This is a genomic window from Sorangium sp. So ce1014 (assembly GCF_051521505.1).
GTDB lineage: Bacteria > Myxococcota_A > Polyangia > Polyangiales > Polyangiaceae > Sorangium.
The window spans coordinates 11290492-11303843 of sequence record NZ_CP150356.1 but is presented as its reverse complement, the minus strand read 5'-3'; the positions used below and the strand labels follow the sequence as shown (position 1 = coordinate 11303843).

Genomic DNA, 13352 nt, shown 5'->3' with positions numbered 1-13352 from the left:
CAGGGAGAGCTCGCCCCGGCGCCGTCGCCGCCGGCCCTCGCCCGGCCGCGAGGTCCGCTGCCCGGCCTCCGGAGCCCCCTCCGAGCACACCTCATGGGTCGTCCCTGCCTGACTCCAGGGCACATCTCGAGATCTCACGAGCGCCGCGACTTCCAATGTCCCTCCGCCGGTGGTCCGGGTCTTGCCCATTCACGATCATGATCATGGATGGGCGCTCGCCGGAGCGCGGCGCCCGGGCACGATGCGCCGCGCCGAGCGGCGATGCAGGAGGAGGTCGATCCGATGAAACTCGCACGTAGCAAGTCTCCAGCTTTTCTCGCCGCGTTCGCGGCGATCTTCCTGGCTGTCGCGAGCCTCTTTGCTTTACCGGACTACACGCTGACGGGGAGCGGCGTCCGCGCGAGGACTGTTGGCACGGCCAGCATCGAGGTCTACCGGATCAGCCACTACATGGATGAGCTCCCTGCCGCGAGGTCCACGCAGGCCGTCATCGACATGGATACGGGGAAGAAGCTCGTCTGGACGATGCTGCGCGACGTCGACCGCGAGAGCACCGTCAAGGCGTTGACGGACGCCTATGCGTTGAACGGATATGCCGATCAGGCGAAGATCGCGAGGTTCGTCTCGGCGTTCGAGGGCGACCTCAAGACGGGAGCGGAGGTCACCATCGAGTACGACGCGCGCGCGAAGACGACGACCGTCAAGGTCGCCGGCGGCGGGACCGCGACGGTGGGCGGCATCGATTTCATGAAGGCCACCTGGCGGATCTGGTTTGGCAAGATCGACCAGCCGAGGCTGAGCGAGGAGCTCATCGCCAAGCTCCGTTGAGGCCGGAGGCCTCGTCAGTCGGACGGCTTGTCGCGCACCACGAGCACCGATCGGCTCGTGTGGTTCACGACCTTCGCCGCCGTCGTCCCGAGCACCTTGTCGATGCCCGAGTAGCCGTGCGACCCGATCACGATGAGGTCCGCGTTCTCCTCGTCGGCCGTGCGGCAGATGACCTCCCAGGCGACGCCGACGTGGACCACGATCTTCGCGAGGAGCTCGGGCGGCACGTCGCGCGCGAGCTGCGCGAGCTCCGCCCGGTCGCCCCGCTCCAGGATCTCGGGGACGCGCGTCGGCGACTCGTTCAGCGCCTCGGCAGGCAGGCTGTGGTGCAGCCCGATGCCGCGGACGAGCACGAGCTTGCCGCCGAGCTTCTGCGCGAGATCGACGCCCTCGGCGAGGATGAGCGGCGCCCTGGGAGAGCTGTCCAGTGCGACGAGGAGGGTCCGGGGGTGCTTGAGGCTCATGGCGTCCGCCTTTCGTGCGGTAGCGTTCCCGGATCTCTTTAGCCGACTCCGCGCCGGGCGCGCAGTCCCGCGCAGGCGGCGCCCGCGCCGGCGCGCCACCCGGCCGGCCGCCCGCGCGCAGCGCGCCGCCCGAGCGTCCGGCGCGGATCAGGCGCGGATCGTCACGCCGTGGCCGCGGTCGTCCGTGAGGATCTCGAACGCCGCGCGCCGCGCCGTCGTCAGGGTCTCGCTCCCGACCTCGCGGCCCAGGCTCTTCCGCCGCAGGGTGACGCTGCAGGCCCCGATCTTCGTGTTCAGACAGTGCTTCACGCCGCCGGGGGGGTTCCTGTAGGCGAGGCCCACGACGTCGCCGGCGCGCGCGGTGATCTGCCCCTCGACGCTCAGCCGATCGGTCTCGGTCCGGAAGCGCCAGGTGAAGTAGTCGAACGAGGCCTCGGCGCGGACCGCCTGGACCAGCGAGCTCAGCGCGATCTCCTCCCCCCCGTGCCGCAAGACCAGCGGCGTCATGCTCGGCGTCCAGAACGGGCCGACCTTGAGCCGGGCCGTGGCGACCTCGAGAAAGCTGTCCGGGTGGCTGTCAAACCCGGCGACCTGCCCCCAGGCGTAGAGGTCCGTGTGCTTCGTCCCCCAGTTGTGGTTCTGGCTGCCCACCCACCCCGAGATGTCCACGTCGCGCCCGGAGGCCCGGAGGACGCCGCTGTAGACGGCCAGCGGCGCCCCGACCAGCGCCTTCGCCTTCGGCAGCGGGGCGTCGTAGAGGGCCGCCGGGAGCAGCAGGAGCGGCTCCCCGCCGCCCTCGTACGCGAGGTCCCAGGAGATGGCGTCCTCCCCCTCGCCCGCCGCGCCGGCGAGCCTGCCGGGGCGCAGCCGGGCGCCGTCGATGTCGACCGACAGGGCGTCGCGGGCGAACGAGCAACGCCCGGCGAAGGGGACCTCGCGCTTGGCGACCGCGTGGCGCCCCGACTCGCCGTCGAAGTAGATGGCCCAGAGCTCGCCCTCTGCGGCCTCGGGCCGCCCGGCCGGGCTGAAGAGCGTGTACCGGATCCAGAAGGCGAGCGGCCGCGTCGGATGGTTCGCGCGCTGGAAGAAGCTCTCGTAGAAGCCCTCCCGCTGCCCCGGCCGGTAGCGCGCGTGGTTCGCTCGCTCCCGCACCGCGCCCGCCTTCGCGCCCGCCACCTACTGCCCCCGCTTCTGCCCGCCGCTGAGGAGATCGGCGATCACGCGCTCCAGGTCGTCGAGCGAGATCGGCTTCGCGATCTTCGCGTTGTCCACCCGCTCCACGAACTCGCGCGCGCTCGACGTGAACGCACCGCCCGACATGAAGGCCATCTTCGGCTGGAGCTGCGGGAACCGCTCGCCGATCTCGTCGTAGAGGGCCATCCCGCTCATCTGCGGCATCAGGAGATCGCAGACGATCGCGTCGATCCGGCCGCCGCGGTCCCGCAGGAGGTCGAGCGCCTCGTGGCCGCTCTTCGCCACGAGCACCTCGTGCCGCTCCTCGAACGCGCGCGCGAACGCGTTGAGGAGCATCGGCTCGTCGTCGACGAACAGGATCGTCCCGCGCGACGAGGCGCGCGGCGGCTCCGGCGGCGGGCGCAGCGCGGGCAGATCCGCGGGGTTGAGGCCGGTCAGGCGGATCGTGAAGATGGTGCCGATGCCGGGCTGGCTCGACACCGTCATCGTGCCCTGCTGCTCCTCGACGATGTTGCGCGACACCCAGAGCCCGATGCCCGGGCGGGCGCTCTCCTCCTTCGTCGTGAAGAACGGGTCGAAGATCCGCTCGACGACCTCGGGGGTCATGCCGCGCGCGTTGTCCTCCACCTCGACGTGGTGGACCCCGTCGTCGAAGCGCGCCGTCACCCGCACCATGTTCTCGTCGCGCGGGCGGTTCGGCATCGCCTGCGCCGCGTTGATGAACAGGTTCACGAACACCTGCGAGAGCTTGCCCGGGTAGCCGACCAGCGGGGGCATCTCGCCGTAGTGGCGCTCGATGCGGCAGAGCTGGCTGAGCTGCGGCCCCGTCATGCGCAGCGCGAGCTCGATCACGTCGACGAGATCGACCCGCTCGGGCTTGCGCTCGCTGCTGCTCGAGAAGAGGTTGAGGTCCGTCACGATGTCGCGCATCCGCTCGACGCCGGCGAGCGCCTCGTGGCAGGACCTGTCGATGAGATCGATGGCGCGGAGCAGGTCCTCGTAGGAGCCCGACGCGACGGGGCGCGCCGCCGAGACGAGCTTGTGCGCCCCGCTCCGGATCTGCTCCAGGTTCGCCATCACCCACGCCATGGGGTTGTTGAGCTCGTGCGCGACGCTCGCCGCGACCTGGCCGATCGAGGCGAGCTTCTCGCTGTGGAGGATCTGCGCGCGGCGCGCGACCTCCTCGGTGACGTCGCGCATGAGCGCGAGCGAGGCGTCCTCGCCGTAGAGCCGCGTGATCCGGACCGTCATCACCTTGGTCAGGCCGGCGCGCGTCGCGCAGCGGATGGTGGCCTCCCGGGGCGCCTCGGACCGGGACGCGGACATCACGAGGGCGCGCAGCGCCGGCACGTCCGCCGCGACCGCGAGCGCGGTGATCGGCCGGCCGATCCACGCCTGCCGCGAGTGCCCGAAGAGCACCTCGAACCGCACGTTCAGCCGCGTCAGCATCCCCTCCTGATCGATCGTCGCGAGGACGTCGGACGAGAGCTCGACGATCTCGCGGTGGCGCTCCTCGGAGGCGAACAGCGAGCGCTGGGCGTACGCCTCGGCGAAGCGGTGCTCGAACTGGAGCAGCAGCGCGTCCACGGCGCGGAGCACGTCGATGGAGGACGTGCCGTCCGCGTCGCCGTCGTCGTGCGTCGTGTCGAGGACGCCCGCGACGGCGGTGCGGAACTCGGATGCGGCGATCAGCGGACCGCTGATGGAGTACCCGGTCGCGTAGCGCTGCTCGACGAGGTGCGTGATGAACTCGTCGAGCAGCGTCTCGCTGCCGTCCTCGAGGATCCTCGTGAAGGCGGCGAGCCAGGAGCGCACGTTCTCCGTCACCTCGCCCACCGGCCGGTCGGTGTACCGGCCGCGCTCCGGCGGCAGCGCCAGCACGTTCTCGATCCAGTCGTCGATCAGCTCGTCCTTGTGCCGCTTGCAGAGCTCGAGCAGCCGCCGGCGCGCGAGCGCCATGGACGTCTCCGCGTGGCTCGGCGGCGCGTGGACCTGCGAGCGGCGCTCGCCCTCGCCCCTCGACTCCGGGACCTGCGAGCGGCGCTCGCCCCTCGACTCCGGGACCTGCGAGCGGCGCTCGCCCCTCGACTCCGGGACCTGCGAGCGGCGCTCGCCCCTCGACTCCGGGACCTGCGAGCGGCGCTCGCCCTCGCCCCCGTCGCGCGCGCCCCTCGACTCCGCGAGCTCGCGCTTGGCCTCCTCGTCCGCTGCCATCGCTGCTACCTGCCGCGGAGGACCTCGCAGCCCATGAACGCCCGGAGCGGCTCCGGCACGACCACCGTCCCGTCCGCCTGCTGGTACTGCTCGAGGATCGCGATCACCGTCCGCCCCACGGCGAGCGCCGACCCGTTCATCGTGTGGACCAGCCGCGGCTTCGCCTTCGGCTCCGGCCGGTAGCGGATCTGGGCGCGGCGCGCCTGGAAGTCGCCGAAGGTCGAGCAGCTCGAGATCTCGCGGTAGCCCCCCTGGCCGGGCAGCCACACCTCCAGGTCGTACGTCTTCTGCGCGCCGAAGCCGAGATCGCCGGCGCAGAGCGCGGAGACGCGGTAGTGGAGGCCGAGGCGCTTCAGCACCTCCTCGGCGTGCGAGGTGAGCAGCTCGTGCTGGCGGGGCGAGTCCTCCGGCGTCGAGAACCGCACGAGCTCGACCTTGTCGAACTGGTGCTGCCGGATGAGCCCCCGCACGTCGCGCCCGTGGCTGCCCGCCTCGCTGCGGAAGCACGGCGTGTACGCCGTGTAGGCGATCGGCAGCGACGCGCCGTCGAGGATCTCGTCCGCGTGGAGGTTCGTGAGCGGGACCTCCGCCGTCGGGATGAGGTAGAGGTCGTATGCCCGCTCCGGGTCGCTCTTCTGCGTCTTGAACAGGTCCTCGGCGAACTTGGGCAGCTGGCCCGTGCCGAACAGGGCCGAGTCCTTGACGAGGAAGGGCGGCAGCACCTCGAGGTAGCCCTGCTCGCGCGTGTGCAGGTCGAGCATGAACGAGATGAGCGCCCGCTCGAGGCGGGCGGCCGCGCCCATCAGCACCGTGAACCGCGCGCCCGAGAGCTTCGCCGCGCGCTCGAAGTCGAGGATGCCGAGGGCCGTGCCGATGTCCCAGTGGGACTTCGGCGCGAACGAGAAGCTCGGCTTCTCGCCCCACGTCCTGACGACCACGTTGTCCTGGTCTCCGGCGCCGTCGGGCACCGACGGATCCGGCAGGTTGGGGACGCTGGAGAGCAGCTCGGTCATCCCCTTCTCGAGCTCGGAGACGACCTGCTCGGCCTCCTTGATCCTGGCGGACAGGCCCTTCAGCTCGTCGCGCTTCTGCGCGAACTCCGGCGACTTCTTGTCGAGGCGCGCCATCGCGTCGTTCGCCGCGTTGCGCTCCGCCTGCCACCGCTCGAGCTCCTGGACCTTCGACCGGCGCGTGCTGACCGTGGAGGCGAAGTCGTCTCCGAGGGTGGCGGCGGCGGCGGGCGAGCGACGAGCAAGCGCCGCGCGCACCTCACCGAGGTGATCTGCGACGTAGCGGGGATCGAGCATGCCCCAGGGTCTAGCCGAAGCCTGCACGCGCGTCAGCAGCCGCGAGGCGCCGCTCCGCATTCGGGAGGGGTCCGCTCCCCGCCGGAGCGGGTGGGTGGGGAGCGGCGCGGTGAGGAGGCGCTAGGCCGTGGCGCCCAGGCTGCGCAGCACGAACTGGAGGATGCCGCCGTGCTGATAGTAGTCGACCTCGTTCGGCGTATCGATGCGCGCGGTGACGGTGAACGTCGTCGTCTTCCCGCCTTCCCCGGTCGCGACGACGCTCAGCTTCTTGCCCGGCGTGAGGTTGTCCGAGATGCCGTCGATCTTGAACACCTCGCGCCCGGTGAGCCCGAGCGTTCCGGCGTCCTCGCCCGGCGCGAACTCGAGCGGGAGCACGCCCATACCGACCAGGTTCGACCGGTGGATGCGCTCGAAGCTCTTCGCGATGACCCCGCGCACGCCGAGCAGCTTCGTCCCCTTGGCCGCCCAGTCGCGCGACGACCCGGTGCCGTACTCGGCGCCGGCGATCACGAGCAGCGGCACCTTCTCCGCCTTGTACCGCATGGCCGCGTCGTAGATCGTCGTCTTCTCGCCGTCGGGCAGGTGCATGGTGATGCCGCCCTCCTCACCCGGGCGCAGCAGGTTCTTGAGGCGGATGTTCGCGAACGTGCCGCGCATCATCACCTCGTGGTTGCCGCGGCGGGCGCCGTACGAGTTGAAGTCGGCGGGCGCGACGCCGTGCTCGCCCAGGTACTTCGCGGCGGGGCTGTTCTTGGCGATGTTGCCGGCCGGCGAGATGTGGTCGGTCGTCACCGAGTCCCCGAGCAGCGCGAGCACGCGCGCGCCCTGGATGTCGTGGAGCGGCTCCGGATCCTTCGACAGCCCCTCGAAGAACGGCGGCCTGCGCACGTACGTCGAGGCCTCGTCCCACACGAACGTCTGGCCGCTCGGGATCGAGAGCGTCTGCCACTCCTCGTCGCCGGCGAACACGTTCTCGTACTGCGTCTGGAACTGCTCGGGCCGCACCGCCGTGCGGATGGCCTCGTTGACCTCGGACGAGCTCGGCCAGATGTCCTTGAGGTACACCGGATCGCCGTTGCGATCGGTGCCGACCGGCTCCTTGAAGAGGTCGGCGTCGACGTCGCCGCGCAGCGCGTAGGCGACGACGAGCGGCGGCGAGGCGAGGAAGTTCATCCGCACGTGCTGGTTGATGCGGCCCTCGAAGTTGCGGTTGCCGGAGAGGACGCTCGCCACGACGAGATCGTTGTTGCGGACCGTGTCGCCGATCACGTCCGGCAGCGGCCCGGAGTTGCCGATGCACGTCGTGCAGCCGTAGCCGACCAGGTGGAAGCCGAGCGCCTCGAGGTACGGCAGGAGCCCCGCCTGGCGCAGGTAGTCGGTGACGACCTTCGACCCGGGGGCGAGCGAGGTCTTCACCCACGGCTTCACCGTGAGCCCGCGCTCGACGGCCTTCTTCGCGAGGAGGCCCGCGCCGAGCATGACCGCCGGGTTCGAGGTGTTGGTGCACGACGTGATCGCGGCGATCACGACCGAGCCGTGGCGCAGCGTGTAGCGCGCGTCGCCCTCGGTGATCTCCGCCGGGCGCATGAGCTTCTCGAGCGCGGGCGCGCGCGCGGCCGAGGCGCCGGTCTCCTCCTCGAGGAACGCCTTCACGGCGGTCGCGTCGGCGGCGGCGAACTCCTTCTCGAGCATGCCCTGGAGCGAGGCGCGGAAGGCGCGCTTCGCGTCGCGGAGCGGGACGCGGTCCTGCGGGCGCTTCGGGCCGGCGAGCGACGGCTCGACCTCGCCGAGGTCGAGCGAGAGCGTGTCGCTGAAGACCGGGTCCGGAGTGCTGTCCGTGCGGAACAGGCCCTGCGCCTTGTAGTAGGCCTCGACGAGCGCGACGAGCGGGGCGGGCCGGCCGGTGAAGCGCAGGTAGGCGATCGTCTCGTCGTCGACGGGGAAGAAGCCGATGGTGGCGCCGTACTCGGGCGCCATGTTGGCGATCGTGGCGCGGTCGGGGAGCGAGAGCGCGCTCAGGCCGGGGCCGTAGAACTCGACGAATTTCCCGACGACCTTCCGCTGCCGCAGCATCTGCGTCACCGTGAGGACGAGATCGGTCGCGGTGGCGCCCTCGGGCAGGCTGCCGTGGAGCTTGAAGCCCACGACCTCGGGGATGAGCATCGAGAGCGGCTGGCCGAGCATCGCCGCCTCGGCCTCGATGCCGCCGACGCCCCAGCCGACGACGCCGAGCCCGTTGATCATCGTGGTGTGCGAATCGGTGCCGACGAGCGTATCCGGGTAGGCCAGCGTGCCCTGCCGCATGACGGCGCCCGCGAGGTACTCCAGGTTGATCTGGTGGCAGATGCCCTGGTCGGGCGGCACCACGCGGAAGTTCGTGAACGCCTGCGCCCCCCAGCGGAGGAAGGCGTACCGCTCCTCGTTGCGCTCGAACTCGAGCGCCGCGTTGACCTTCAGGGCCGTCGTCGACGCAAACTTGTCGACCTGGACCGAGTGGTCGATCACGAGGTCGACGGGCTGGAGCGGGTTGATCTTGAGCGAGTCGCCGCCGAGCTTCGCGAGCGCCTCGCGCATGGCCGCGAGGTCGACCACGGCGGGGACGCCGGTGAAGTCCTGGAGCAGCACGCGCGCGGGGTGGAAGGCGATCTCCTGCGAGGGGCGGGCCTTCGGGTCCCAGTTGAGGACGGCCTCCACGTGCTCCTTGCGCACGACGCGCCCGTCCTCGTGGCGGAGGAGGTTCTCCAGGAGAATGCGGAGCGAGAAGGGGAGCTTATCGAGCGAAGCGCCGCCTTGCGCCAGCGAGGTGAGCTTGTAGTAGGTGTATGTATCGGCTTGAACCGTCAGCGTGCTCTTCGTGCCAAAGCTGTCGACCATGCGGCATCCTCCAACGTCCGAGGCGCCCTTGTAGGCGCGCCGAAGGCGCTAATCTAGTGTTATGTGCGCGCGTTTCACCCTCGCCGTTCCGGACTTTGCGTCCCTCCTGGCGATGCTGGAGGCGGCCCTCGGTGCAGGCGCCGCGGGCGGCGGCCCCGCTCGGGCGATCGTCGCCGACCCGAAGGCGGCCGCGCTCTACCGGCCCCGGTACAACATCGCTCCCTCGACCGTCCACCCCGTGCTGCGCGCGCAGGGCGGCCAGCGAGAGCTCGTGCCGGCGACCTGGGGCTTCGCGGGGCGCTTCGCCAGGGGCGGCGCGGCGCCTTCGCTCCTCGCCAACGCGCGGGCCGAGAGCGCGCGAACGAAGCCGACGTTCCGCGGGGCGTTCGCGGCGCACCGCTGCGTGGTGCCGGCGGACGGCTTTTACGAGTGGACCGGGCCGAAGGGTGCGCGCCGGCCGACGTGGTTCCACCCGGCGGGGGGCGGGCTGCTCCGCCTGGCCGGGCTGTACCAGCCGGCGAAGGACCCCGACACGGGGGAGCTCGACCTCCGCTTCACGATCCTGACCACCGAGGCGAGCGCCGACGTGGCGCCGGTCCACGACCGCATGCCGGTCCTCCTCGAGCCCGGGGACGTCGATCTCTGGCTCGGCGGCGACGGCGCGGACGCTGAGCGGGCCGAGGCGTTGCTCCGGCCGGCGCCTCGCGGCTCCCTCGCGGCGCGCGCCGTCTCGCCGCGGGTCAACTCGGTCGGCCACGACGACCCTGCCCTGCTGCAGGAGGTCGCGGCGGAGGCTGCTGCCCCGAAGGCCAGCCCCTCGAAGGCCGCTGCCCCGAAGGCCGGCGGCACGCTTCCGCTCTTCGACCTGGATGGCGGCGCGGGGCCCGCCGTCCCCCCCGGACGGACCTCGCGCCGCTGACGTTCCCCGGCGTTCGCCGGTGTACCGCGATCTCAGCGCGCGGAGGCGCTGCTCGTGCGACCGCCCTTGCGGCCCGTGCGGCTCGTCTTCGCGGGCCGGCTCGCCTTGCGCGTGGGCGCGGCTCGCCCGGTCTTCGCCGGCGCCGCGTCCGCCGCCTTCTTCCGTCCGGTCGCGGCCGCGGCGCCGCGACGGCCCTTCTGGGCGCCCCGCGCCGGCTCGGCGCGCTGCGTCGATGCGCGCTTCGCGGGCGGACGCTTGGCCGCCGCCTTGCGCGCCGCCGGCTTCGCCGCCCGCGTGCGGCGGCCGGTGGCGGCGGGCATGCTCTTCGCGACGAGCTTGCTCAGGAGCGTCTCGACGTTGCCCTCGCGCACCTGGTCGAAGCGCGCCTCCAGGCGAGCGCCGAGCTCCTCGAGGCGCTCGGCGCCCATGGCGCTCTCGACCTGGGGGAAGAGCTCCTTCTCCTCCTCCTCGACGTGGTGCTGCACGAGCTCCTTGAGCACACTCAGCCTGGCGTGAAAGGTTTCGTCACCTGGCTTGGTGCTGAGCAATTTCTGCAACATGATCTCGACGAGGGAGTGCTCCTCGTACGAGGTCGGGATCAGGGGGGAGGAGCCGAGCGCCTCCCGGGTCTGGGGGTAGAAGAGCTCCTCCTCGATGGCCGCGTGGCCGACGAGGCTCGCCACGAGCTCGTCGCGGAGCGCGCTGATCTCGTTGCTGTCAGCCTGCGCGATGCGCTCGAAGAGCTCGTCGACTTCCTGGTGCTGCTCCTTCAATAGGTCGGTCGCCTTCATGCGGGGACTCCTCTCACGGAAAGATGAAGCGCCTTCGAGGCGCTTTGCCTGTGCGGTCTGCGGCGTTTGCGCGAAGCATGCCAGGCGCCCGGCGCGCGCGGAGCGAGCGCATCACGCGCACGCTGACGCGCGTGCGGCGGGCGCGTGACGCGCACGCGCGGGCGCGGGCGTACGTCGATCTCGACCCCGCGCGCGGGCGCCGCCGGGAGCGCGGAGCGGGGCATGCTGCCTCGCAGCGGGGCATCATGACGTCGCGGAGCGCGATCGCGCGCGGCCTGCGCGATGTCGCGGACGCCCGCGCCCGGCGCCGGCGCGCCGCCCGGGCGCCGTCAGCGGGCTGTCGTCTGCGCGCGGGCGCGGCGTCGCGCGGGCCTCATTGTGCGCCCCATACGTTGAGCACGGCCGCCGTCTCCGCGTCGATCGTGGCCGGCTCCCTTTGCGCCGCCGGCGCGCGCAGGGACAGGTCGAACGTCACGGTGCGTCTGAAGAGCGACACGGTGGCGAGCGGCATCACCTCGCGGCGGTTGAAGGCGCAGGTTGGGTCCACGTCGAGGTCGCAGAGAAAGGGGGGAACACCGAGCCGCCCCGAAAGCACGAGGTTACCCCAGCGCGTGGAGTAACGATCGCCGAGGGCGGCGATCTGGGGGTCGCGCTCGACGCCCTCGAGGCCCGAGGCGACGGCCGCCAGATCCTTCCCGAGCGGTTTGCGGGCGAACGAGAGGCCGAGGGAGGCGACCGCGGTGCGCGCGATGTCGATGATCTCGGTCGGGGCAGAGACGCGCTGGCCGGCGTAAAGGTCGCCGGGAAAGTGGACATAAAGCGGGAGCGCCAGGACCGGCTCCTGGAGGTCGAGGCTCTCGGCGTAGAGCGCGGTGTCGGAGCGCCCGCTGGCCAGGTCGCCGGTGACGATGAAGAGGGTCTCGTCCCACAGGCCGGCGGTCTTGAGGGTCCCGATGAGGTTGCCGAGGGCGCGGTCCTGGCCGGCGAGCGCGATGGAAAAGAGGTCGCGGATCCGGTCCCGATCGTCGGGGCTGAGGACGTCGCGGCGCCGGTTGCGCAGCCTGGCCAGCACCTGGGCGGCGCGGCGCGGCTCGATCGGGCCGGCGTAGTCGGCGGGCTTGAGGGCGTTCAGCTCCTTCGGGCCGACTTCCCAGGGCGGGTGGCCTCCGCGCGCGTGGACGAACGCGAGCAGGCGGTTCCCGGCGTCCTGGCGGACGGTCTCGCTGATCCAGGCGGCGGCGGCGTCGATCGGGGTGGTGGCCGGCTCGCCGCTGGTCGGGGGGTGCTCGAGGACGCGGGACCAGCCGGGTCCGAAGCCGAACGCCCGGAAGGTGGTGGGGACACCGGTGAAGAAGCCGGTCCGGATGCTGCTGTCGCTCGCGATGGCGCCGAGGGTGGTCATGCGGGCGGGGAGGCGGGCCCCTGTATCGGTGACGGTATGGGCTGGCGGCGGCAGTCCGGTGAGCAGCGACGCGACCACGGCGGACACGACGGTGCTCGGGCCCCGGTGGTGATCGAAGGTCGTCGCCGACGTGGCGAGCTCGGACAGCGTCGCGAGGTGCGGCTCCGGGCGACCGCTCCAGGGGGGCAGATCGGGCCGCTCGACCCCGTTCAGGGCGACGATCACGACGGCGCGCGCTGCGGGCACGGACGGCGGGGGCTCCGGCGATCCGGCGAGGACGGGGTCGCCGAAGAGGATGCGTCCGCCGCGGGCCGCGGCGGTGGCGCGGAGCTCGAGGGAGATGAGGGAGCCCGCGAAGGGCGCGAGCGGCAGCTCGATGTCGGTCCAGGTCGCCTTGTCGCCGCCCTCGACGTGGACCCGATGGATCACGAGGGGCTCCTGGCCGTCGCGCAGGACGCGGATCTCGGCGTCGCCTTCCGCGGAGCCCTGCGCGCCGACGGCCGTGCGGAGGCGGGTCACCCTGGAGGGGCGGAAGGCGCAGCGGACGGCGCCCGGGGCGCGCAGCGCGATGGACCGGTGCGGGACGCCCGAAAGCGCCGCGGCGGGCGCGACGACGTCGCGCAGGGTCGGGGGGCCGTAGGTGGTCGGGTCCTCGTCGGGGATGCCCACGCGGACCCAGTCGACGTCGGCAAACGCCTCCCCTGCGCGGAGCCGGCCGGAGAACCGGATCGTGAGGGTGTGCAGGCCGGGATCGGCGGGGAGCGTGGTGGTCGGGGTCGAGGCGATCCGGATCTGGTCGCGCTGGAAGCGGAGGGTCCCGAGCAGCTGGTCGTCGAGGGAGATGGTGGCGTACCGGGAGGCGAGGCCGACCGCGCGGGCGGACACGAAGATGGGGCTCGCGGACGGCAGGACGAACGTGAGCTTGATCTGTCGGTCCGAGATGCGCGCCCAGGTGGATCCAGCGTGCTCGACCGCGTGGATGCCGGTGGGCACGGTCCCCTGCCAGGCGAAGCGGCCGAGGAGGGCGCCGGCGCCTGTATCGAACAGGAGCCCTCGGTGCTCGATGTCGCAGTTGGGCAGCTCGTCGACGAGGTGCACGAGGTCGCGGGCCGGGGGCAGCTGCGGCGCTGCGGGGCTCGCCGGCGCCGCGGCGGCGCCGGCCGGAAGATCGCGGGTCGACGTCTCGCACCCGGTGCAGCCGGAGAGGAGCGCGGCCGCGGCGGAGAGGAGCGTGAGCGCGGCAGAGGGGTGGCTGGGTCGGATCACGCGGGCGCGCACGGGGCGTGCTCTACCACGAGCGGCGTTTCCTGCCTGTGGTTGGGCACCCGGGGCAGCGCGGGCTGGTTCGGCGGCGGGGGC

General features: G+C 72.1%; 9 protein-coding genes. 2 read left to right on the top strand and 7 right to left on the bottom strand.

Going from position 1 to position 13352, the window contains the following annotated elements:
* The first annotated feature begins 282 nt into the window (after positions 1-282).
* Positions 283-828, top strand: a complete 546-nt coding sequence (locus WME75_RS42630; protein WP_437483222.1) for a chalcone isomerase family protein — start codon at positions 283-285, stop codon at positions 826-828.
* Between the two features lie 14 nt (positions 829-842).
* Here the strand turns inward: WME75_RS42630 and WME75_RS42625 are convergent, their stop codons facing one another.
* The 5 genes from WME75_RS42625 to acnA form a co-directional block, all read right to left on the bottom strand.
* Positions 843-1292, bottom strand: a complete 450-nt coding sequence (locus WME75_RS42625; protein WP_437483219.1) for a universal stress protein — start codon at positions 1290-1292, stop codon at positions 843-845.
* A 147-nt stretch (positions 1293-1439) separates the two neighbouring features.
* The gene (locus tag WME75_RS42620; protein WP_437483216.1) at positions 1440-2468 is read right to left on the bottom strand and encodes a hypothetical protein; all 1029 of its coding nucleotides are present in this window, start codon (positions 2466-2468) and stop codon (positions 1440-1442) included.
* Positions 2469-4700 carry an ATP-binding protein gene (locus WME75_RS42615; protein WP_437483213.1) on the bottom strand — a complete coding sequence of 744 codons (2232 nt, stop codon included), beginning with the start codon at positions 4698-4700 and terminating at the stop codon, positions 2469-2471. It lies immediately after the preceding gene.
* A gap of 5 nt (positions 4701-4705) precedes the next feature.
* Positions 4706-6007 (bottom strand): serine--tRNA ligase, encoded by a 1302-nt coding sequence (gene serS, locus WME75_RS42610; protein ID WP_437483210.1) that lies wholly within the window; start codon positions 6005-6007, stop codon positions 4706-4708.
* 120 nt (positions 6008-6127) lie between these two features.
* Positions 6128-8881 carry an aconitate hydratase AcnA gene (gene acnA, locus WME75_RS42605; protein ID WP_437483207.1) on the bottom strand — a complete coding sequence of 918 codons (2754 nt, stop codon included), beginning with the start codon at positions 8879-8881 and terminating at the stop codon, positions 6128-6130.
* A 61-nt stretch (positions 8882-8942) separates the two neighbouring features.
* Between acnA and WME75_RS42600 the strand changes: the two genes are divergently transcribed.
* The gene (locus WME75_RS42600; RefSeq protein WP_437483203.1) at positions 8943-9800 is read left to right on the top strand and encodes an SOS response-associated peptidase; all 858 of its coding nucleotides are present in this window, start codon (positions 8943-8945) and stop codon (positions 9798-9800) included.
* A 32-nt stretch (positions 9801-9832) separates the two neighbouring features.
* Here the strand turns inward: WME75_RS42600 and WME75_RS42595 are convergent, their stop codons facing one another.
* Together WME75_RS42595 and WME75_RS42590 are read right to left on the bottom strand one after the other, a co-directional pair.
* On the bottom strand, positions 9833-10591 hold the full coding sequence (locus WME75_RS42595) for a hemerythrin domain-containing protein (RefSeq protein WP_437483200.1): 759 nt from the start codon (positions 10589-10591) through the stop codon (positions 9833-9835).
* A 373-nt stretch (positions 10592-10964) separates the two neighbouring features.
* A complete protein-coding gene (locus WME75_RS42590; RefSeq protein WP_437483197.1) occupies positions 10965-13271 on the bottom strand; it encodes a sulfatase-like hydrolase/transferase in 2307 nt (768 codons plus the stop codon).
* Between the last annotated feature and the right edge of the window lie 81 nt (positions 13272-13352).